Annotated in this window: 19 protein-coding genes; 7 read left to right on the top strand and 12 right to left on the bottom strand. The window is 64.5% G+C overall.

The features are described 5' to 3' along the window. The first annotated feature begins 95 nt into the window (after positions 1 to 95). The gene (gene glpK, locus MQW79_RS16580; protein ID WP_476585566.1) at positions 96 to 1,586 is read left to right on the top strand and encodes a glycerol kinase GlpK; all 1,491 of its coding nucleotides are present in this window, start codon (positions 96 to 98) and stop codon (positions 1,584 to 1,586) included. Positions 1,587 to 1,740: 154 nt separating this feature from the next. Here glpK and MQW79_RS16575 read toward each other — a convergent pair whose 3' ends face one another. Then, positions 1,741 to 2,565, bottom strand: coding sequence for a DUF1499 domain-containing protein (locus tag MQW79_RS16575; protein WP_476585565.1), 825 nt, complete (start codon positions 2,563 to 2,565; stop codon positions 1,741 to 1,743). Positions 2,566 to 2,822: 257 nt separating this feature from the next. Beyond that, positions 2,823 to 3,455, bottom strand: coding sequence for a pyridoxamine 5'-phosphate oxidase (gene pdxH / locus MQW79_RS16570; protein ID WP_476585564.1), 633 nt, complete (start codon positions 3,453 to 3,455; stop codon positions 2,823 to 2,825). 109 nt (positions 3,456 to 3,564) lie between these two features. Between pdxH and MQW79_RS16565 the strand changes: the two genes are divergently transcribed. Next, entirely contained in the window at positions 3,565 to 4,524 is a 960-nt protein-coding gene (locus tag MQW79_RS16565; protein WP_476585563.1) for a DnaJ C-terminal domain-containing protein, read from the top strand. 134 nt (positions 4,525 to 4,658) lie between these two features. On the opposite strand, the gene MQW79_RS16560 is transcribed toward MQW79_RS16565, so the two are convergent. Further along, complete coding sequence (locus MQW79_RS16560; RefSeq protein WP_476585562.1) at positions 4,659 to 5,597, bottom strand: L-threonylcarbamoyladenylate synthase; 939 nt, start codon at positions 5,595 to 5,597, stop codon at positions 4,659 to 4,661. A gap of 74 nt (positions 5,598 to 5,671) precedes the next feature. Between MQW79_RS16560 and MQW79_RS16555 the strand changes: the two genes are divergently transcribed. The 4 genes from MQW79_RS16555 (at position 5,672) to MQW79_RS16540 (ending at position 8,351) form a co-directional block, all read left to right on the top strand. Next, complete coding sequence (locus MQW79_RS16555; RefSeq protein WP_476585561.1) at positions 5,672 to 6,598, top strand: histone deacetylase family protein; 927 nt, start codon at positions 5,672 to 5,674, stop codon at positions 6,596 to 6,598. A 30-nt stretch (positions 6,599 to 6,628) separates the two neighbouring features. Beyond that, entirely contained in the window at positions 6,629 to 6,880 is a 252-nt protein-coding gene (locus MQW79_RS16550) for an exodeoxyribonuclease VII small subunit (RefSeq protein ID WP_476585560.1), read from the top strand. 140 nt (positions 6,881 to 7,020) lie between these two features. Continuing rightward, positions 7,021 to 7,620 carry an SCO family protein gene (locus tag MQW79_RS16545; RefSeq protein ID WP_476585559.1) on the top strand — a complete coding sequence of 200 codons (600 nt, stop codon included), beginning with the start codon at positions 7,021 to 7,023 and terminating at the stop codon, positions 7,618 to 7,620. A 41-nt stretch (positions 7,621 to 7,661) separates the two neighbouring features. After that, entirely contained in the window at positions 7,662 to 8,351 is a 690-nt protein-coding gene (locus MQW79_RS16540; RefSeq protein ID WP_476588256.1) for a TlyA family RNA methyltransferase, read from the top strand. Between the two features lie 108 nt (positions 8,352 to 8,459). On the opposite strand, the gene MQW79_RS16535 is transcribed toward MQW79_RS16540, so the two are convergent. From MQW79_RS16535 to uxaC, 4 genes are all read right to left on the bottom strand, one after another. Next, positions 8,460 to 8,966: a CAP domain-containing protein gene (locus MQW79_RS16535; RefSeq protein WP_476585558.1), complete on the bottom strand. Its 507-nt coding sequence runs from the start codon at positions 8,964 to 8,966 to the stop codon at positions 8,460 to 8,462. A 3-nt stretch (positions 8,967 to 8,969) separates the two neighbouring features. Further along, positions 8,970 to 9,818: an aminoglycoside phosphotransferase family protein gene (locus MQW79_RS16530; RefSeq protein ID WP_476585557.1), complete on the bottom strand. Its 849-nt coding sequence runs from the start codon at positions 9,816 to 9,818 to the stop codon at positions 8,970 to 8,972. A gap of 107 nt (positions 9,819 to 9,925) precedes the next feature. Further along, positions 9,926 to 10,864 carry an IS481 family transposase gene (locus MQW79_RS16525; protein ID WP_476585556.1) on the bottom strand — a complete coding sequence of 313 codons (939 nt, stop codon included), beginning with the start codon at positions 10,862 to 10,864 and terminating at the stop codon, positions 9,926 to 9,928. A 202-nt stretch (positions 10,865 to 11,066) separates the two neighbouring features. Further along, complete coding sequence (gene uxaC, locus MQW79_RS16520) at positions 11,067 to 12,485, bottom strand: glucuronate isomerase (protein ID WP_476585555.1); 1,419 nt, start codon at positions 12,483 to 12,485, stop codon at positions 11,067 to 11,069. Between the two features lie 218 nt (positions 12,486 to 12,703). Between uxaC and MQW79_RS16515 the strand changes: the two genes are divergently transcribed. Next, positions 12,704 to 12,862, top strand: coding sequence for a hypothetical protein (locus MQW79_RS16515; RefSeq protein WP_476585554.1), 159 nt, complete (start codon positions 12,704 to 12,706; stop codon positions 12,860 to 12,862). Between the two features lie 211 nt (positions 12,863 to 13,073). Here MQW79_RS16515 and MQW79_RS16510 read toward each other — a convergent pair whose 3' ends face one another. The 5 genes from MQW79_RS16510 to MQW79_RS16490 form a co-directional block, all read right to left on the bottom strand. Continuing rightward, entirely contained in the window at positions 13,074 to 14,867 is a 1,794-nt protein-coding gene (locus tag MQW79_RS16510; protein ID WP_476585553.1) for a bifunctional diguanylate cyclase/phosphodiesterase, read from the bottom strand. A gap of 212 nt (positions 14,868 to 15,079) precedes the next feature. After that, on the bottom strand, positions 15,080 to 16,060 hold the full coding sequence (locus tag MQW79_RS16505; protein ID WP_476585552.1) for a sugar phosphate isomerase/epimerase family protein: 981 nt from the start codon (positions 16,058 to 16,060) through the stop codon (positions 15,080 to 15,082). After that, a complete protein-coding gene (locus MQW79_RS16500; protein WP_476585551.1) occupies positions 16,057 to 17,550 on the bottom strand; it encodes an FGGY family carbohydrate kinase in 1,494 nt (497 codons plus the stop codon). Before MQW79_RS16500 ends, MQW79_RS16505 begins: the two co-directional genes overlap by 4 nt. Beyond that, on the bottom strand, positions 17,547 to 18,506 hold the full coding sequence (locus tag MQW79_RS16495) for a transketolase family protein (RefSeq protein WP_476585550.1): 960 nt from the start codon (positions 18,504 to 18,506) through the stop codon (positions 17,547 to 17,549). The genes MQW79_RS16500 and MQW79_RS16495 overlap by 4 nt, the downstream gene beginning before the upstream one ends. Beyond that, the gene (locus tag MQW79_RS16490) at positions 18,506 to 19,258 is read right to left on the bottom strand and encodes a transketolase (protein WP_476588255.1); all 753 of its coding nucleotides are present in this window, start codon (positions 19,256 to 19,258) and stop codon (positions 18,506 to 18,508) included. The genes MQW79_RS16495 and MQW79_RS16490 overlap by 1 nt, the downstream gene beginning before the upstream one ends. Positions 19,259 to 19,423: the final 165 nt, after the last annotated feature.

Raw genomic sequence — 19,423 nt, 5'->3', positions numbered from 1 at the left:
TCCACGACTGCAGCAAGATGGATTGCCGGGACAAGCCCGGCAATGACGATGGGTCGGAAAAATCGAGGAACCGACGAGTTCCGGAGGACAATGCGTTGACCAAGTATATTCTCGCCATCGACCAGGGCACCACTTCGAGCCGGGCCATTGTGTTCGATGGCGACCGGAAGATCGCCGGGTCCGGGCAGAAGGAATTTACCCAGCACTTTCCGCAGGACGGCTGGGTGGAGCATGAACCGGAGGAAATCTGGGAGAGCGTGGTCTGGTCGGTGAAGACGGCGCTGGACAAGGCGGGCGTTGGCGCGGCGGATATTGCCGCCATCGGCATTACCAACCAGCGCGAAACCGTCGTCATCTGGGACCGCAAGAGCGGCAAGCCTATCCACAACGCCATTGTCTGGCAGGACCGGCGGACATCTGCCTTCTGCGCTGAGCTGAAAAAGGCCGGGCACGAGGACGACGTCACCGCACGGACCGGACTGCTGCTCGACCCATATTTTTCCGGCACCAAGGTCAAGTGGCTGCTCGATCATGTCGAGGGTGCACGGGAGCGGGCCAACAAGGGCGAGCTGGCTTTCGGGACGGTGGACAGTTTCCTCATCTGGCGGCTGACCGGGGGCGAGGTGCACGCCACCGACGCCACCAATGCGGCGCGGACCCTGCTCTACAATATCGGCACCAACATGTGGGACGACGACCTCTGCAAGCTGCTCGAAGTGCCCCAGGCGCTGCTGCCTGAGGTGAAGGATTGCGCCGATGATTTCGGCGTGGCGGAAGCAGGCCTGTTCGGGGCGGCCATTCCCATTCTCGGAGTGGCAGGCGACCAGCATGCGGCCACTATCGGCCAGGCCTGTTTTGAGCCGGGCATGCTCAAATCCACCTATGGCACGGGGTGCTTTGCGCTGCTCAATACCGGAACGGAAATGGTGGCGTCGAAAAACCGGCTGCTCACCACCATCGCCTACCGGCTCGATGGCAAGACCACCTATGCGCTGGAAGGCTCGATCTTCATTGCCGGGGCAGCCGTGCAGTGGATCCGCGACGGATTGAAACTGGTCAAGCATGCCAGCGAGACCGGCCCCCTCGCGCAATCGGCGGACCCGAGCCAGAATGTCTATATGGTGCCCGCCTTTGTGGGCCTGGGTGCGCCCTGGTGGGATGCCGAAGCACGCGGCGCCATTTTTGGCATTACCCGCAATACCGGTCCGGCCGAGATCGCCAAGGCGGCGCTGGAAGCGGTGAGCTACCAGACGCGCGATCTGCTCGAAGCCATGCGCAAGGACTGGCAGGGCGGCGCCGGGGACACGGTGCTGCGGGTCGATGGCGGCATGGTAGCCTCTGACTGGACCATGCAGTTCCTGGCCGACATTCTCGATGCGCCGGTGGACCGGCCGACCATCCTCGAAACCACGGCGCTTGGCGCGGCCTGGCTGGCGGGCATGAAGGCGGGCGTATGGCCTGACATGGCTGAATTCGCCGCGGGATGGGCGCGGGACCAGCGATTTGAGCCGAAGATGGACGGGCAGACGCGTGAGGCGAAAGTGGCCGGCTGGGACGATGCCGTGCGGCGGACGCTGACACAGTAGGGGCTAAAAGCCCCCACCCTTGATCCAGCCATTCGAGCACAGCTCTCATGGCCTTCTCGGCGACGATGAACACAGCTCCAGCCCCCGCGCCTCCCTCCCCTCGATGGAGAGGGACTGAGGGTGGGGTGTTGCCGGAGTACCAAGTCCAGCCGCTCTATCCGCCCGTCTCGACTTCCGGCGCGGGTTCTTCGCGTTCGGTAGGGATGGGCTGGTTGGTGTTGGGATTATCGCGGAGGAAGGCGGTGACCTCGTCATCGAGGGTGACGAGAAAGCTGGAAATGCGCTCACCGTTGGAGCCCAGATCGTGTGGCGCGCCGATGGAGGCAGAGCGCATGTCGACGGCGCTGCCGCCCGGGGTCGAAGACACACGCAGCACGGCCTCTTCGCGCCAGCCCGGAATGGTCACGATGCGTGCATTGATGCGGCCCGGCCTGCCGTCGATATCGGGCTCGCTGCTCTGGCGGATGTCCCAGCCCTGTTCCTCGACCAGGTGCTGGACAATGGCAAAGAGCTGCAGCGGATCCATGGGATAGGTGCGGGTAGTGGCATTGGGAAAATAGAGCTGCTGTTCTTCCGGCGTGAGCATGCGGGAGGCGGGCATGACCGCCGTATCCGGCTCAAAGATCAGCGGCAGTTCACCGCGCGACACGGTCGAAATGTCGGTGACGACGGGATTGCGCAGGGCGAGCGAGCCATACCAGGCGAAAGGCGTGAGACAGAGAAGACCGAGAAACATGCCGGTCAGCGCCCTGCCCCAGCCCTGATCCCCGGTATGCCAGAGTCGCACCAGCCCGACGAAGCCGACAAGCACCGCCAAGGCGGCGACGGCACAGGCGAAGAAGGCGACAACCAGAAAGGTGCGCGAATCGAGAAAGCTCTCGCGGTGCATGAACACCGGAATGATGGTGAGCGGCACGGCCAACCAGCCCAGCCGCCGCGACAGGGTCGCCCATTTCGAGGTTCTGACCAGTATACGCACGAAGACTCATTCCCCAAACCGGGGCCGACAATAGCGGCAAGGTGTTTCGCTAGGTTGAATAAAATGCGGGGTCGGGTGGATAACGGCGGCCCTCATGGCACCGCCCATCTAACGCCACTGGACCGCCCTCGGGCCTGACCCGAGGGCCAGCCGGCGCGCCTGCCGACATTTCGGTTTGGCGGAGAGTGGCCCTCGGGTCGAGCCCGAGGGCGGCACTGAGCGTCGTACGGGTCCGTGGACAATGACTGGCGGCAGTCCTACGGATACAAGCGGTCGCTCGACCAGGGGCTGCCCTCGCCCGCGCGGGTGAAGCGGACGCGGTCGTGGAGGCGGAATTCGCCATCCTTCCAGAACTCAATGCTTGTGGGCACAAGCCGGAAGCCGGACCAGTGGGCGGGGCGCGCCATGTCGCCATCGCCCACCATGGCGGTGAGGGTCGCCACTTCGTCCATCATCTGCTGGCGGCTGGCGAGGGGGCGGGACTGTCTGGACGTAGCCGAGGCAATGCGACTGCCCCTGGCGCGTGAGGCGAAATAGGCATCGGCCTCATCTGGCGTCACCTGCTCGACAGGACCGCGCATGCGCACCTGGCGGCGGAGGCTCTTCCAGTGCATGACCGTGGCGGCCTGCGGATTGGCCAGCAATTGCTGGCCCTTGGCACTCTCGAAATTGGTGAAGAAGCAGAAGCCGCGCTCATCCCGCCGATTGAGCAGCACCATGCGCACATCGGGCAGGCCCGACGCATCAGCGGTAGCCAGCGCCATGGCATGGGGGTCGTTGGGCTCGCTCTCCTCGGCGAGGGCAAACCACTCCTCGAAAAGGGCGAATGGATCAAGTTCGGTGCGATCGCTGTCATCGAAGAGGCGTTCGGTGAGGGTCTGCAGCATCATGATTATTCCTGCGCACGAACCCCGCCGCAACTGGACAAGGGCGGGGGTCGTGGCCATATAGGACTTCAAATGCGGGACAAACAATGTCCCATTTCAAAGATTGGACCCAATGCGCGATCCTTACACCGTCCTTGGGGTGACGCGGTCCGCAAGCGAGAAGGACATCAAGTCCGCCTATCGCAAGCTGGCCAAGAAATTCCACCCCGATCAAAATCCCGACGACCCGAGCGCCCACGGCAAATTCGCCGAGGCGACGCATGCCTATGACCTGCTCAGTGACGCCGAAAAGCGCGGCCAGTTCGACCGTGGCGAAATCGACGCCGATGGCAATCCGCGCTTTGCCGGCTTCGGCAATGGCGGCTTTGGCGGTGCCCGTCCAGGCGCACGCCCTGGCGCCGGGCCCGGCGCAGGCGGCTTTTCAGCCGAGGATATTCTGAAAGAGTTCATGAGCGGCTTTGGTGGCCAGCCGCGCGGTGGCGCCGGTGGCCGTGGACCGGCCGGTGGCGCCCAATGGGACCCCTTCGCCGGTGCGGCGGGCGGCGGCGCCGGCGCGCGCATGGGCAAGGGCGACGATGTGGTCGTCAACGTTGCCATCTCGCTCGAGGACGCCCACAAGGCGGCTTCGGTGCCGGTGCGCATGCCCTCGGGCAAGGTGCTGTCGGTCAAGCTCCCCGACAAGGTCGAGGAAGGCCAGCAGATCCGCCTCAAGGGCCAGGGTTCGCCCAGCCCCTATGGCGAGCCGGGCGACGCGCTGGTGACGGTGAAATTCGAGAAGTCGAAGACCTTCCGCAAGGACGGCCACGACGTTCGCACCGACGTGCCGGTGACACTTTATGAAGCGGTGCTGGGCGCCAAGGTGCGGGTGCCGACGCTGGATGGTTCGGTTGAACTCACCCTGCCGCCGGGCGTCGACACGTCCAAGGCGCTGCGCCTCAAGGGCAAGGGCCTTTATGGCGACGGCGACCTCTATGTGAATATCCGCGTCGTGCTGCCGCCGGGCGGAGACGCGGATCTTGAAGCGCTGGCCCGCTTCATGCGCGACCAGAAGCCTTACAAGGTCAGGGACTAACAGGCGAACCGCCCATACCTGACCTTACACGAAGCCGTCCTCGGGCTCGACCCGAGGACCCGCCGCAGCTCACTCGTGCGTCGCGAGTGGCCCTCGGATCAAGCCCGAGGGCGGCACAGTGGACTTTGACGGCTTCAGCTCCGCGGAGCGGCTGCCCGCCTCAAGCGGTCGTTGATGGCCTCGCCCAGGCCGTGTTCGGGAATGGGCGAGACGGCAATGCTCGGCGCGCCGGTCGCGTCGAGTTCATGCAGCATGGCGAAGAGATTGCGCGCGGCTTCGTGGAGATCCGCAGCTTCCGAGAGATTGCGCATTGGACCGGCAAAAGGCGGAGTGGGTCCGAAAGCAAGCCAGGCTTCGCCGGCTTGCGGGGTCGTGTCGAGGCGGATCTGCGCCTCGGGCGCATAGTGACTCAGCATCATGCCCGGGGCGGAAATGGCCGCGCCTTTTTTGGCACGTTCGAGGGGGCGAACCATGCGGCGCTCGATTTCGTCCAACGCCAGGGCGCCGGCGCGCAGCTGGATGAGCCGTTCACCGTCGACCGCGACAATGGTGGATTCCACACCCGACTTGCACGGACCGCCGTCGAGCACGGGCACCTTGCCTAAAAAGCCCTTGCGGACCTGCTCGGCGCTGGTGGGCGAAAGCTTTCCCGATGGATTGGCTGATGGAGCGGCCAGTGGCCGATCGGCGGCGCGCAGCAGAGCGAGCGCGACCGGATGATCGGGCACGCGCAGGGCCACCGTATCGAGGCCCGCCGTGACGATGTCGGAAAGGCCGTGGCCCGGCCGCAGCGGCAGGACCAGGCTCAGGGGCCCAGGCCAGAAGGCTTCGGCCAGCTGCCGGGCCAGGGGCGAGAAGAGCGCATAGCGTTCGGCCATATCCAGATGGGCGCAGTGCACGATCAGCGGATTAAAGCGCGGACGGCCCTTGGTTTCGTAGATCGAGAGCACCGCATCGGCATTGGTGGCATCTGCCCCCAGACCATACACCGTCTCGGTTGGGAAGGCGCAAAGCCTGCCTTCGCGCAGCAGCGCGGCGGCCTCGGCAATGGCGTTCTGGTCGAGCTTGGTCATGAGCGGTGTTTGACAACAGGCCTTGCCCGCGTCAAGACGGAGCATGCCTGGCGCAGTGCCGCGCGGAGAGCGAAGTGACAACACTTCTGGTCAGCCAGCCCAATTTTGCCGATCACCTGACGCCGCAGGGGCATCCCGAGCGCGCCGACCGCATCCGTGCCGTGGAGGACGCGCTGTCAGGACCCGATTTCGCCGCGCTGGTGCGCCGCAACGCGCCCTATGCCGACCTGATGCTGGCCGAGCTGGTGCATGACGGGGACTATCTCGGGCGGCTGCGCGATGCGCGCCCGGCCGAGGGAATCGGGCAGATCGATACCGATACGTTCATTTCGGACGGGTCGATGGATGTCATTGCCACCGGGCTGGGCGGCGCGCTGGCAGGGCTCGATGCGGTATTGCTGGGCGAGGTGGACAATGCCTTTTGCGCCATCCGCCCGCCCGGCCATCATGCGGAAATCTCCATGCCCATGGGCTTTTGCCTGATCAATACCGTGGCCATCGCGGCGCGGGAGGCGCAGCGCAAATATGGGGCGGAGCGGATCGCCATTGTCGATTTCGACGTGCATCACGGCAATGGCACTCAGGATATTTTCAAGGACGATCCCAGCGTCTTCTACGCCTCGAGCCACCAGATGCCGCTTTATCCCGGCACGGGGCGACCGGATGAAACCGGGGTGGGCAATATCGTGAATGTCGCCCTGCCCGGCCATTCGGGCGGCGAGGCAATGCGCGCGGCCTATACTGACAAGATCTTGCCGGCGCTGCATAATTTCGCGCCGGACCTGCTTCTGATCTCGGCCGGATTCGATGCGCATATCCGCGATCCGCTGGCGCAGCTTGAATGGGTGGACGCGGATTTTGCCTGGGTCACGGGAAAGTTGATGGAGGTCGCCGAGCGGCGCTGCGGCAACCGCATTGTATCGCTGCTCGAAGGTGGCTATGACCTCAAGGGCCTCGCCGGGGGCGTGCGCCAACACCTGGCCACCCTCCAGGGCAGGTAAGATGAACGTGTTTTGAATGGGCGGGACCAGATGGCCGAAACGGCACATGACGATGTGAAAACGCTGAGCTTCGAGGCCGCGCTGGAACAGCTCGAGCAGATTGTGCAGAAGCTCGAAAGCGGCCGCGCGCCGCTGGCCGAGAGCATCGCCATCTATGAACGCGGCGAAGCGCTGAAGGCGCATTGCGAGACCCTGCTCAAGACCGCCGAGGCGCGGATCGAGAAGATTACGCTCAATCGCGACGGCAGGGCCGTGGGCACCGAGCCGCTCGACGCGAACTGAGTTTGCGACTGCCACCCGTCGTCACCACCGGGCCTGGCCCCGGTGGGCCATGCCTTCCTCAAGATGGATTGCCCGGACAAGCCGGGCAATGACGGCGTGGATAGAGTGTGGTCCACCACGGACACCCAGAGACCTGACGAATGACCACCAACAACACTCTCCGCAATTTTCGCATCGTGCTTTGGGTACTGGTGGCCGTGGCGGCGATCGGGGCGACGATGCTCTATGTGTTCCGGCCGCCACAGCGGCCGCTGGGCGTGACGGGGCAGGAATTTGCGCTCAATTCCACCCAGGGCGGTACTTTCACGCAGAATGACCTGCGCGGCAAACCGAGCCTGGTCTTCTTCGGCTTTACCTTCTGCCCGGATGTGTGTCCGACAACTCTTGCGCAGACGACGGCTTGGCGCGAGCAGCTTGGCCTTACCGCCGATGACCTCCGGATCATCTTCGTGACCGTGGACCCCGAGCGCGACACGCCTGAAATGGTCAAGAGCTATGTGGAAGGCTATGACCCCAGCATTATCGGCCTCGTGGGCAGCCTCGAAGAGACCGAAAGGGCCAAGGCGGCCTTCGGGGTCTTCTCGGAAAAGGCGGGAGATGTCGAGAGCGAGTTCTACCTCGTCAACCACACGGCACTGACCTTCCTCATTGACGACGATGGAACGTTCGAGGGCACGATTGCCTATGAGGAGGCCAGCGAGACGGCCCGCGCCAAGATCGAGCGGCTGGTCAAGGGGTGAGCCGCATCCGGCTCGACCTGGCACTCGAGGCGCGCGGGCTGATGCCCAGCCGGGCCAGGGCGCGCGACGCCATTCTGCGCGGCACGGTGACGGTGAATGGCGAGGCGGCCAAAAAGCCCAACCAGATGGTGGGCGAGAGCGATGTGCTGGCGATTGACGATCCAGCTGCCGGCTATGTGTCGCGTGCGGCGCTGAAGCTGATTGCCGGGCTCGATGCCGGTGGGATCGATGTGACGGACACGGTGTGTCTCGACGTGGGATCATCCACCGGCGGCTTCACCCAGGTGCTGCTGGAGCGCGGCGCGGCAAAGGTGTTTGCCGTGGATGTGGGGCACGACCAATTGCATGCGAGCCTGCGCGGTGATCGGCGGGTGGTGAGCCTTGAGGGTTTTAACGCGCGGGAACTCGGCCGCGAGACAATCCCTGGTGTCATCGACCTGCTGGTCTCGGATGTGAGCTTTGTGTCGGTGACGAAAGTGCTGGCCGCGCCCCTGGGGCTCTGCGGCCCGAATGCGCAAGCCGTGATCCTCTTCAAGCCGCAGTTTGAAGTGGGACGCGATTTCGTCGGCAAGGGCGGGATTGTCACGGATGCCGAAGCAAGCGAGCGGGCACTGGGCGAAGTGGTGGCGTTTGTCCAGGGCGCGGGTTTCGCGCTGCAGACAAGGGTGACCTCGCCGATTGCCGGGGGCGACGGGAATGTCGAGACGGTGCTGGTGTTCGGGCGGGGATAGCTCTCCCCTCACCATCGTCACCACCGGGCCTGTCCCGGTGGTCCATGTCTTCCCGGGATGGATTGCCGGGACAAGCCCGGCAATGACGAAGGAATTACTAAGGCTGAGCTACGCCTGCTTCCACGCCTCATACGGTCCACCCGCGATGAGGGTCCAGTAAACCTTGCCGGAACTGGTGCGGGCGAAGGCGAGGCCGAATTCGGTGAAACGATCAGACAGGAGGGTGTTACGGTGGCCTGAGGAGGCCAACCAGCCCTCGATCGTGGCCGGGAGGGTCTTGTAGCCCTTGGCGACATTTTCGCCCACGGCCAGGACATAGCCCGCCTCGGTCACCCGCTGGCGCAGGGTGACGCCGAGATCGTGGCTGAGCGTGTCCTTGCTGGCCATGAGGCGGGACTGCGAGCGGGCGGCGGATTCCAGCGCCGGATTATAGGTCCAGGGGCCGGCGCCATTGGCGCGGCGCACGGCATTGATGGTGGCCACGATCTGATCGCGCGTCAGGTCCTCGGGCTGGTCGGAGACCTTGGCGGGCAATGGCGGAATGGTCGATGCGCAGGCCGAGAGCAGCGAGGCCGAGCCCAGCACAAGGACAGCGCGGCGGGAGATTTTCAGCATGGATCAGGCCTGGTCGTATGCACTGAGGAGATTGGGGAGACAGGCCAAAAGGCCCGTTATGGGCTGGCCATCGGCCAGGTCCCAGCAGGCGGACAGCGCGGCGTGGGCGGCGGCCCAGCCCAGGATGCGCTTGCGCGGATAATTCAGCCGCTGTGACAGGATGTCGGCGCGGGCAGCGATGCGCTGCGGATCGGCCGCCATATTGTTGGCATTGATGGGATTGATGAAGACATTGGCGAGCTCGTAGGCCGGATCGCCCAGCACGCCCTTGGGGTCGATGGCGAGCCAGCCCCGGCCGGACGACATGATATTGTCGTGATGCAGGTCGCCATGGAGCGGCACCAGTGCGGTCGGGCGGTCGAAGAGGCGCAGGGCAATGCCGCTGGAGCGCGCATAAAGATCGCGCGCGGTATGCGGCCAGGCCCGCACGTCGGATTTGAACAGAGGCTCGAAGCGCTCCCGCAGCGGCTGCAAGTCGGGCAGCTCGCCATCGCGCGGGCGATGCAGCTGGCCGACCAGGGTGGCGATGGCAATGGTCGCCTCGTCGTCGCGGCCAGCGCGGACGGCGTCGCCCAGCGTGCCGCCATCGAGCCATTCCATGAAGATGGTATTGCCGTGCATGTCGAACACGGTTGCAGCGCCCTCGCCGGCATACCATTGCAGCAGGCGCGACCCCCTGCCCTCTTCCTCGGCCACGACGGGTTTTAGAATCTTGAGGGCGGCCAGGTTGCGGCCGTTCTGCTCGACCCGGAAGATCCAGCTGCGCGGCGTTTCGGCCACGGGCGTGGACTTGGTCAGCGACCAGCGGATCATGGCGCGGCTAAGAGCCGTTTCGGCGGGAGACTGATTCATCATGTCGCCATTAGAGCAGAAGCGGGCGGTCGATTCGACGGGGCAATCGCTCTTGGCGCGAGAAGGTGATCGAAGTGAGGCGGGGGCGGGTTCGAGAAGACCCCCAGCTAGCTGTCGTTTCCAAGTAGGTTGTTCAGTCTTTGGAACGGAGTTTTTCCGCCGATGGCGGAGTGAGGTCTGTTCAGATTGTAGTCGTCGGTCCAAGGGCCGATGGCCTGTTTGCGATGTTCTGAGGTCTCGTATGGCTGTGCATAGGCCCACTCCCTCAGAGAAGTCTGGATGAAGCGCTCGGCCTTGCCATTGGTTTGGGGACGGTAGGGTCGGGTGCGGATATGGCGGATGCCGGCAGCCTGGATGGCGTTGGCAAAGAGCTTTGAGCTATAGGCCGAGCCATTGTCGGTCATGATGCGCTCGACGGTCACGCCGAGCCGCTCGAACCAGCGCACAGCCCGGTTGAGAAAGGCGGTGGCGTCCTCCTTGCCCAGGCTGGGCAGCACCTCGGTATAGGCCAGCCGGCTCGCATCATCGATTGCCACATGCAGATGTTCCCAGCCAATGCCTCGCCCCCTGTTGTGCTCGATCCGCGCGCCCGTGATGCGGTGCCCCGTGCGTTTGAAGCGTCCCAGGGTCTTGATATCAATATGCACCAACTCGCCGGGACGCTCGCGTTCGTAGCGGACGGCCACTGGCTTGGGGTCCAGCCGGTCCAGGCGGTTCAGTCCAAGCCGACGCAGAACCAGCCCCACCGTTGAGCGGGCCAGCCCCAGGGCCTGGGCGATCATTGGACCGGTTTGACGCTGGTGGCGCAGCTGTGCGATCGCGGCAACATGCTCCTGAGCCAGGCGATGCGGACAATAACGGGGAGCCGAGCTGCGGTCACGCAACTGCCGGTCGCCAGAACGATACCGCGCCAGCCAGCGATGCGCCGTTCGAGACGACACACCGGCGGCCTCGGCGGCACGTTTGGCTGGCCAGCCTGCTTGCATACGGTTGACCAAAAGCACTCGACCTGAGGGCGTCAGGCGCGCATTCTTGTGCACGTTCATTCGGGGAGCTCCGAGACAGATGGATTGGTTTCGCAACCCCAGCTTCTCAGTCCTTCTCCGAATGAACAACCTTCATAGCTTCGACAGCTAGCCTCCCCCTGTAGAAGGGGGAGGGACCATCGTGGTTGCTTCAACATTGCGGCAAGCACCGGAGCAGCTCCTCCTCTGTTTCAGGGGGAGGTCGGGTGGGGGTGCATCAGGCTTACTTGATCTTGTAGGCGTCCTTGGCGGCCTGGTAGCTCAGATGCACCGCGATGTCCCGGGCGGTGGATTTGCTGATGCGGTTTTCGCCGACCCACGTCCCCAAGAAGCCGCAGACTTCGCGGCGCCAGACATCGTGGCGGGCGGGAATGGAGAGCAGCGCGCGGGTGTCGTCGTTGAAACCGGCGAGATTGTAGAAGCCCGCGGTTTCAACGACCTGATCGAGATAGCGGCGGATGCCCTGCGGGCTGTCGTGGAACCACCAGGGCGGGCCGATCATCAGTGAAGGCCAGTAGCCGGCCATGGGCGCCAGTTCGCGCGCATAGGTGGTTTCGTCGAGGACGAACATGATGAGGCGCAGGTTCGGCTCGTTGCCGCAGCGGCTCAAAAGCGCGCGCAGGCCACCGACATAGTCGGTGGGGCCGGGAATATCGGCGCCGAGATCGGCACCGCGTTCGCCGAAGAGCAGTGGATCGGTATTGCGGCGGGAGCCGGCATGGATCTGCATGACCATGCCGTCCTCGACCGAGAGCAGCGCCATTTCGGTCATCATCTGGGCGCGGAACAATTCCGCGTCATTGGCGTCGTGCTTGCCGGAGAGGACCCTGTCGAGCAGAGCCTGCTTTTCCGGAGCCGAGAGATCGGCGGTACTGGCGGTGGGCACGCCATGGTCGGTGGCGACGGCGCCGAAGCGGCGGAAATATTCGCGGCGGTTGCGATGGGCGTTGATGAGGCCGGCCCAGTTGGACACATTCTCGCCGGTCAGTTCGCCGAACGTATTGAGGTTCTCGACAATGGCGGCGCGGCTGGGGTCGCAGACGTCATCGGGGCGATAGGTGGTGCGGACCTGGCCGATGAGACCCTGGTCGAGCATGGACTGGTGATGGGTCAGGGGATCGAGCGCGAATTCGGTCGTGGCGATCACCTCGACCTTGAAGCGATCGAGAATGGCGCGCGGCAGCAGATCCGGCGAGGCCAGCCTTGCGTCGATGGCATCATAGATGCTGTCGGCAGTGGCGCCGGACAATTCCTCGGTGATGCCGAAGACGGCATGAAGGGAATGATCGATCCAGGTCTTCGAGGGGGTGCCGGCAAAGAGATAGTAGTTGTCGGCAAAGAGCTTCCACGCCTTGTGCCCATCGGCCTCGACGGGCTTGCCATCCTTGCGGGGAATGCCCAGCGCGTCATAGGAAATGCCGCGACTCTTGAGCATGCGCAGCACATAGTGATCGGGCGTCAGGAACAGCGCCGTGGGGCTGGCAAAGCGCCCGTTCTGGGCGAACCAGGACGGATCGGTATGGCCATGCGGGCTGACGATGGGAAGATCCCGGACCGAAGGATAAAGATCGCGCGCATGGGACTGCGCCGGCTCGGAAGCAGGAAAAAGACGATCAGGATGGAGATGGCTTGGCTGGGTCATGGCAGGGTTTTGCCATGTTCGCCGGCTGTTTTCAATATCTTCCATACAAGATGAACATAGATCGTGTTTGAAACAAATTAACCGCGTTCCAAGGCTTTGGTTCGGTCACGGGACGGCGCGTCGTAGGCTCACGCGAAGAGGGTGAGAACAGCCCAGCAAGGCGGCGACCCGGCAGGACTTCAGGCGTTCGGAAGAACGCGCAAGCGGCGGGACGGAACATGGCCAACCTTGAGACCCATGGCGATCTAGACAGTATCAGACGCGCGGTGCGGCGCAGCGCGCACGCGCAACAGGCCCGCATCATGCTGGTGGCGGCCGGGCTCTGCGCCTTCGGGCTGGTGGCAGTAGCCGCGACCCTGCTGACCAACCTGATCTAGTCCCCGCTGCGCCCCTCTTGAACGCGGGGGAATCGCACCTATCTCATTGGGCAAGGAAGCAGGCGCCCTAGCCGGCGCGCTTCCCAAGTGCTCGGCCAAGAACTGCATGCGGGGCGCGGTCCCCTCCCCCAGCGACCCGTGGCGCAGCCGCCAGAGCCAAAGGCCCGGATTCCTCCCCAGGAATCCGGGCCTTGTTTTTTGCGCTGGCGGATCAGCTGGCCTGGGCGCGGCGGCGGACGGGCTGCTTCTGGCCGAACAGGCGCAGCAACTGGGTAATGTCTTCTGCCGGCACCGGACGGGAGAACAGATAGCCCTGCCCCATCAGGCAGCCGAACTGGCGCAGGGCCGAGACCTGCTGGCTGGTCTCGATGCCCTCGGCGATCACCCGCATGTCGAGGCGCCGGGCAATTTCGAGAATGGCGCGGACCACAACTTCGCTGGGCTGATCGCTGCCCAGCCTGTCGACAAAGCTGCGATCGATCTTGATGACGTCGACCGGGAAGCTGAGGAGGTGGGTCAGCGAGGCAAAGCCGGTGCCGAAGTCATCGAGCGCGACAAGGATGCCCTGGTCACGCAACGCCTCGACGGCGCGAGCCACGGACTGGTCCGCACCACCCATGAAAACGGACTCGTTGACCTCGAGCACGATATGGCTGAGCGGCACTTTGCGGGCCGCAAAGAGCGTGGTGAGGCGCTCGGCCAGATCGCCGCGCAGGAAATCGCCGGTGGTGACATTGACGCCCACATGCTGGAAGGGAATGCCTTCATCGAGCCAGAAGCGCACGTCGCGGGCGACCTGTTCGAACATCTGTCCGGTCAATTGATAGGCGATGCGCGGATCGCTGAGCGCGGCCGAAAAGGCCCCGGCTGACACAACCGTGCCATCGGGCATGACCAGACGCGCGAGGGCCTCGAGCCCGACGATCTCGGCCGTTTCGAGCCGCACGATGGGTTGGTAATGCGGAATGAGCCGGCCTTCGGCCATGGCGCTGCTCACCTGGCGGACGCTGGCAATGCGCTCGACAATGGCGGTGCGCAGATCGGGACGGAACCCGACATAGCCGCCGCGATGGGTCTGCTTGGCCTGATAGAGCGCAAAATCGGCATTCTGACAGATCGTATCGGGGTCGGCCCCATCGACGCCGAACAGGGCACCACCCATGGTGACATGGGCATCGACGCTCTGGTCGCCGACGCTGACCATGCCGGAGACAGCGGCAAGGACGCGCTCGGCCACGGCTTCGAGCGCGGCATGGCTGGAACAGCCATCGACCAGCATGGCCATTTCATCGCCACCCAAACGGCAGGGCAGGATTTCCGGCCGGCAGGCGCAAAGGCGCTCGGCAATGGCGCGAATGAGCGCATCGCCGGCGGCGTGGCCGATACTATCGTTGACCAGCTTGAGGTGATCGATGTCGAGAAGCAGCAGGCCAAAGGGCTTGCCGAGCCGCGTATGGGCCGCGAGCTGATCGTTGAAAAGGGCGCGGTTGGGCAGGTCGGTTAGGGCGTCGTAGAAGGCGAGATGCCGGTTGCGGGCGTGGACGCGATCATGCTCGATGGCCAGGGCGCACAGATGCAGGCAGGTCTCCACGATCTGCCGCTCGAAGTCCGTAGGGCCGCGGCATGTGTCGTAATAAAAGGCGAAGGTGGCCATGGCCTGCCCCTGCGCATCGAGAATGGGGCTCGACCAGCTGGCGACGAGGCCAAGCGGCAGCGCCAGCCCCTTGTAATCGGCCCAGAGCGGATCGTTGGCAATATCGGTGACGATGACGGGTTCCCTGCGCCAGGCGGCGGTGCCGCAGGAGCCGGCACTTGGACCGATAGGCGCGCCATCCACGGCGGCGGAGAATGCGTGCGGCAGGCTTGGCGCCGCCAGCGGATGCACCTTGCCCTGTTCATCGACAAGCAGAATGGAACAGGTGACGCCTGACGTGATGGCCTCGATCTGCCGGCACAGAATGGTGCCGACATCGCCCAGTGGCCTGCCCCGCGCAACAGCCTCCAAGACTTCTGTCTGTATACGGAGCAATAATTCTGTATCGCCCGCCAGCATGATCCATCCCCTGATGCAGAGGAGATCAATCTAGTCACACCGATGTAAAGGGAGCGTTTGCGGGTGGCTAAAAATCGAATCAATTGAGCAGGCAATATAGCCATGAGAAAGGGGCCGCGAACTGGTGTTCGCGACCCCCAAATGGGTCGAGCGCGGGCGGGGCGTCACATGGCGCCGAAGAGCGCCTTCTGGGCAATCTTCAATGCGCCGATGGCGTCGTGACGGCTCTGGGCTTCCTGGAGGGCATGGATGTCGAGGGCGTCGAGGCCCCTGGCGGCGGCCTTGAGGAAGTCGATGGCATGGGTGGCCGTGGCGACGGAGTCTTCGCGGAACGGGAACTGGTCGAGCTGCCAGACGCCTTCCCACTTGTTCTTCTTGAGCACGTAGAAGAACTCGAACAGCTCGATGGGGTGAAGGCTGCCGGCGACAAGGTCGTCGTCCCAGGAGCGGTAATTGTCGTTGACGTCCATGCCGAAGAGCCGGCCGTGGTCGATGGCGAGCTGGGCGCTGTCGGCGGCGGATTCACCGCCCATGATGGCGTGGCCGAAATCGAGCAGGATGCCGACATTGGGCAGGCCGATCTTCTCGATGCCGAGAATGGTGCGGGCGACCGAACCAAAGCTCATGCGCACACGCGGCTCGCGCGGCTTGTATTCGATGACAAACTTCAGGTCCGGATTTTCGGATGCGAGCTGGCCGACGCCGTCGAGCGAGCGCTGCCACTGGGTCGAGTAGTCGACCTGGAAGGGATAGTCCCAGCCGTCCTGGCCGGGCCAGAGCTTGACATAGTCGGCCTTGTGGAAGCGGACCACGTCGCAGGCGGCGGTGACGAGTTCGTGGGCCTTGCGGCGGATGCCGGCATCGGGATTGGTGAAGGCGCCCTTGACGAAGTCGCGGGTGTAAATCTCGGGCGTGATGCCGATGACGGAGAGATTGTTCCGGTCGAGCGCGGTCTTGATCTCGGCGTTGGAGAACTCGCCGCCGAAATAGGGCCAGTTGAGGTCGACGACCGAGAGGTCCCTGACCTGGCCGGCGAGATCGATGGCGTCGATGATGGTGCGTGGCGTGCCATAACCATCGGTGGCATAGCGATCGAGATAGGTGGCGAAGTGCCAGATGCCGGCGCCGAAGCGTGGGGTGGTCATGTTGTTCCTCCGGAAGTCTGCTTATCGTTGATGGCGAGCGTCTGGGTCACGGCGGATGCCCAGCGCTGGCGATGATTTTTGCGGGTCGGCTCGTCCATCTGCGGGGCGAAATGACCGGCTGCCGGCACGCCGGGCATGGCCATGCCGAGAGACGCAAAGGCCAGAGCGGCAGCGCCAAGGGCACTGACTTCGGGCGCGGCGGCAGCGGCGACCGGGCGGTCGAGAATGTCGGACTGGAACTGCATCACGACAGGGTTTCGCGAGGCGCCCCCATCGGCACGGAGTTCCCCGAGATCAGACCCCATATCGGCTTCCATGGCCAAATAGACATCGGCGACCTGGAAGGCGATGGCTTCCAGCGCGGCACGGGCGAGATGCGCCGGCCTGGTGCCCAGCGTCATGCCGGTGATGGTCCCCCGAGCGTCGCTGCGCCAATAGGGTGCGCCGAGACCGACAAGGGCCGGAACGAAGGCGACGCCATTGCTGTCGGGGACGGTTTCGGCGAGGGCCGAAAGTGCGGCGGCGTCGGGCAGGCCCAGCAGTTCGGCGACGAAGGCGGCGGTCTGGCCGGAGACGGAAATATTGCCCTCAAGCGCGTGCTGCACGACCCCGTTCTGGCTCCAGGCGATGGTGCTGGACATGCCGTGGCGCGAGCGCACCCGCTGTGGCGTCAGCGCCATCAGCGAGGTGCCCGTGCCATAGGTGGCTTTGACCGTGCCCGGCGCGCGAACGCCATGACCGAAAAGGGCTGCGTGGGAATCCCCGATCATGGCACGTACCGGCGTACCAGGAGGCAGGGCACAGACCCCGGCGGCGACACGGCCAAACTCGGAATCGGAGGAGCGCACGTCGGGCAGCATGGAGAGCGGCACATCGAAGAGGGCGCAGAGATCGGCGTCCCAGCTCAGCGTCCCGGTATTGAAGAGCTGCGTGCGGGAGGCGTTGGAGTGGTCGGTGGCATGGACTGCGCCGCCGGTGAGCATCCAGAGGAGCCAGGAATCGACCGTGCCGACGCGGAGTTCACCGGCCTTGGCGCGGCTGCGGGCGCCGGAGACATTGTCGAGCAGCCAGGCAATCTTGGCGGCGGGGAAGAGCGGATCGAGGGCGAGACCGGTTTTTCCCTCGATGGCGTCGGCGTGTCCGGCGGCACGGAGGGCATCGCATTTGGGCGCGGAGCGGCGGCACTGCCAGATGATGCAGGGGCCGATGGGCTCGCCCGTCGCGGCATCCCAGACGACAATGGATTCGCGCTGGTTGGAGATGCCGATGCCAAGGATTTCGGCGTTACCGGCCCTGGCCACGACGTCTGATATCACCTGCTTTACACCATCGACCAGCGCAGTGGCCGATTGCTCGGCCCAGCCGGGCTGGGGATAGGTGACGACGTTCGGCACCGAGGCCTGGTGATGCACGCGACCCGAGGCATCCACCAGCAAAGCCTTGGTGTTGGTCGTGCCCTGGTCGATGGCGAGGATCAGGCCTGAGGTCATTTCTTGCGGGCGATGGTCTGGCGAACGGCGTCGGCGATACCTGATGCGTTGAGGCCGAAGTGGTCAAAGAGCCATTCGGCCGAGCCTGTCGGCACGAAGCCGGGGAAGCCGAGAATGCGCATGGGTACGGGATTAGTGCCGATGACGACTTCGGCCACGGCGCCCCCGAGCCCGCCGCGCACGGAATGTTCTTCCACGGTGACGATGGCGCCGGTTTCGGCGGCAGAGGCGATGACGGCTTCGTCGAGGGGATTGACCGTGGCCATGTTGACGACGCGGGCGGAGATACCTTCGGCGGCGAGCGCCCTGGCGGCGGCGACGGCGCGGTGCACCATGGTGCCATTGGCGATGATGGTCGCTTCACTGCCTTCCACCAGCGTCTCGGCCTTGCCGATCTCGAAGACGGCGCCCGCCGGGCGCTCCAGTGCGGGCACGGCCATACGGCTGACGCGGACGAAGACCGGACCATCATAAGCAGCCGCAGCCTTGATGGCTTCGGCGGTCTGCCAGGGATCGGCCGGAACGATGAGTTTGAGATTGTTGAAGAGACGCAGCCAGGCGAGATCTTCGATGGAGTGGTGGGTCGGGCCCAGCTCGCCATAGGCGACGCCCGAGGACTGGCCGATGAGCTTCACGTTGACATTGGAATAGGCGATGTCGGCCTTGACCTGCTCAAGGGCGCGGCCGGTGATGAAGCAGGAGGCGGCAGAGACGAAGGGCACCTTGCCGCCATTGGCGAGGCCGGCGCCGACGGCGACCAGGGTCTGTTCGGCAATGCCGACATTGACCATGCGATCGGGGAATTTTTTGCGGAAATTGCCGAGCTTGGATGAGCCGACGCTGTCGCTGACCACGGTGACGATGCGCGGATCGGCTTCGGCCAGTTCCTCGATGGTTGAGGCAAAGCTGTCGCGGCAATCGAAGAAACCGGACTTGGAGGGGGCGGCAGCGCTCATCAGACCAGTTCCCGCATGGCTTGTTCGTATTGTTCCTTGTTGGGCACGCCATGATGCCAGGCGACATTGTCATGCATGTAGCTGACGCCCTTGCCCTTGACCGTATTGGCGATGACGCAGAGCGGCTTGCCGCGCCCCTTGGGCGAGGCGGAGAGGACCTCGAGCAGCGCGGCATGATCGTGGCCATCGACCACTTCCACATGCCAGCCGAAGGCGCGCCACTTGTCGTCGAGCGGGTCGAGCGAGGCGGTGTCCTCGGTGCGGGCGCCCTGCTGCAGACGATTGCGGTCGATGATGAGGGTCAGGTTTTCCAATCTGCGATGGGCGCAGGTGAGCGCCGCTTCCCAATTGCTGCCTTCCTGCAATTCGCCATCGCCTGTGAGGACGAAGGTGCGGAAATCGGCATTGTCGATCTGGCCGGCAATGGCAATACCGGTCGCGACGGGCAAGCCATGGCCGAGCGGACCAGTATTGGTTTCGACGCCGGGCAGATAGTTGCGGTTGGGGTGGCCGTTGAGCTTGCTCAACGGCTCCATATAGGTCGAGAGGTCGGCCTCGGGGAAATAGCCGGCGCGGGCGAGCACCGAATAGAAGGCACCGGTGCAGTGGCCCTTGCTCATGACGAAGCGGTCGCGCCGGGGATCGCGCGGATTGGCCGGGTCGTAGCGCATGACCCCGAAATAGAGCGTGGCGAGGATGTCGGTGGCGCTGAAATCCCCACCGGGATGGCCCTGCTGGGCCTCATAGACCATCTGGAAGCTGCGGCGACGAATCCACAGCGCCTGAGCGGCAATGGGAGCAACCAGGTCGTTGCTGAAATCTGGGGCGGTTGAGGTCACGAAAAACTTTCCTGTCGCGGCACTTCGGCCGGCCTGACATGTGCCGTAAACGTACCGCCCGGCCAGCGGTCCTGGCAA

The organism is Devosia sp. Micro-HW1 (assembly GCF_056341075.1).
Note: the sequence above shows the minus strand (reverse complement) of the source record. Positions and strands in the feature narration are given on the sequence as shown.

What these genes read in the sequence shown, in the direction of transcription:
- MQW79_RS16505 (WP_476585552.1), bottom strand. Translation starts at nt 16,060, where the DNA reads ATGACCACCCCACGCTTCGGCGCCGGCATCTGGCACTTCGCCACCTAT.
- MQW79_RS16500 (WP_476585551.1), bottom strand. Translation starts at nt 17,550, where the DNA reads ATGACCTCAGGCCTGATCCTCGCCATCGACCAGGGCACGACCAACACC.
- MQW79_RS16545 (WP_476585559.1), top strand. Translation starts at nt 7,021, where the DNA reads ATGACCACCAACAACACTCTCCGCAATTTTCGCATCGTGCTTTGGGTA.
- MQW79_RS16490 (WP_476588255.1), bottom strand. Translation starts at nt 19,258, where the DNA reads ATGGTCTATGAGGCCCAGCAGGGCCATCCCGGTGGGGATTTCAGCGCC.
- MQW79_RS16530 (WP_476585557.1), bottom strand. Translation starts at nt 9,818, where the DNA reads ATGAATCAGTCTCCCGCCGAAACGGCTCTTAGCCGCGCCATGATCCGC.
- MQW79_RS16540 (WP_476588256.1), top strand. Translation starts at nt 7,662, where the DNA reads ATGCCCAGCCGGGCCAGGGCGCGCGACGCCATTCTGCGCGGCACGGTG.
- uxaC (WP_476585555.1), bottom strand. Translation starts at nt 12,485, where the DNA reads ATGACCCAGCCAAGCCATCTCCATCCTGATCGTCTTTTTCCTGCTTCC.
- MQW79_RS16515 (WP_476585554.1), top strand. Translation starts at nt 12,704, where the DNA reads ATGGCCAACCTTGAGACCCATGGCGATCTAGACAGTATCAGACGCGCG.
- pdxH (WP_476585564.1), bottom strand. Translation starts at nt 3,455, where the DNA reads ATGATGCTGCAGACCCTCACCGAACGCCTCTTCGATGACAGCGATCGC.
- MQW79_RS16565 (WP_476585563.1), top strand. Translation starts at nt 3,565, where the DNA reads ATGCGCGATCCTTACACCGTCCTTGGGGTGACGCGGTCCGCAAGCGAG.
- MQW79_RS16525 (WP_476585556.1), bottom strand. Translation starts at nt 10,864, where the DNA reads ATGAACGTGCACAAGAATGCGCGCCTGACGCCCTCAGGTCGAGTGCTT.
- MQW79_RS16560 (WP_476585562.1), bottom strand. Translation starts at nt 5,597, where the DNA reads ATGACCAAGCTCGACCAGAACGCCATTGCCGAGGCCGCCGCGCTGCTG.
- MQW79_RS16550 (WP_476585560.1), top strand. Translation starts at nt 6,629, where the DNA reads ATGGCCGAAACGGCACATGACGATGTGAAAACGCTGAGCTTCGAGGCC.
- MQW79_RS16495 (WP_476585550.1), bottom strand. Translation starts at nt 18,506, where the DNA reads ATGAGCGCTGCCGCCCCCTCCAAGTCCGGTTTCTTCGATTGCCGCGAC.
- MQW79_RS16535 (WP_476585558.1), bottom strand. Translation starts at nt 8,966, where the DNA reads ATGCTGAAAATCTCCCGCCGCGCTGTCCTTGTGCTGGGCTCGGCCTCG.